Below are 885 nucleotides of genomic sequence, written 5' to 3'. Positions count from 1 at the left end.
ACCGAACGACGACACCGCCGCCCGACGCGGCCGATCCAGATCCGGCCACGGCGTCCCCTCAGTCGCCAACGCCACCGCACCGGCACTCCAATCGATGTGCGGAGACGGCTCATCCACATGCAACGTCGCCGGCACGATCCCGTGCCGCATCNTCCCGGCCACGCCGGCGGCGGCCTGGGTGTGCCCGATGTTCGACTTCACGGACCCGAGCAGCAGCGGCGTCGACCGGTCCTGCCCATAGGTCGCCAGCAGCGCCTGCGCCTCGATCGGGTCACCCAACGTCGTACCCGTGCCGTGCGCCTCGACCGCGTCCACGTCGGCGGTCGACAGACCCGCATTCGCCAGAGCCTGCCGGATCACCCGCTGCTGCGACGGACCATTCGGCGCCGTCAAACCGTTCGACGCACCATCCTGATTCACCGCCGTGCCCCGCACCACGGCGAGGACCCGGTGGCCGCGCCGGCGGGCGTCGCTCAGCCGCTCGACGAGCAGCATGCCCACGCCCTCACCCCAGCTCGTGCCGTCGGCGGACGCGGCGAAGGACTTGCACCGGCCGTCGGGGGCGAGTCCGCGCTGGCGGGAGAAGCCGACGAACGCGCTCGGCGTGGCCATCACGGTGACCCCGCCCGCGAGCGCGAGGTCGCACTCCCCCGCCCGCAGCGCCTGGGCGGCGAGGTGCAGCGCGACCAGCGACGAGGAGCAGGCGGTGTCGACGGTGACCGCGGGTCCTTCGAGGCCGAAGACGTACGCGACCCGGCCGGAGGCGACGCTGCCGGCGGTGCCGTTGACCAGGTAGCCCTCCAGTTCCTCGGCGGCGTCGAGCCGGCCGGCGTAGTCGTGGTGGATCAGGCCGGCGAAGACACCGGTGGTCGTGGTGCGGTCGCG

The 885-nt window shown here is 73.2% G+C and carries 1 protein-coding gene; it reads right to left on the bottom strand.

The window, feature by feature from the left end; all coding sequences use genetic code 11:
• Window positions 1-885, bottom strand: an 885-nt coding sequence (locus B1205_RS22310) for a beta-ketoacyl synthase N-terminal-like domain-containing protein (RefSeq protein WP_254910130.1), incomplete at both ends; no start/stop codon positions are given.

Source organism: Micromonospora sp. NBS 11-29 (genome assembly GCF_002140155.1).
In the GTDB taxonomy this organism is placed as follows: Bacteria; Actinomycetota; Actinomycetes; order Mycobacteriales; family Micromonosporaceae; genus Micromonospora.
This window is presented reverse-complemented; position numbering and strand designations above follow the sequence as displayed.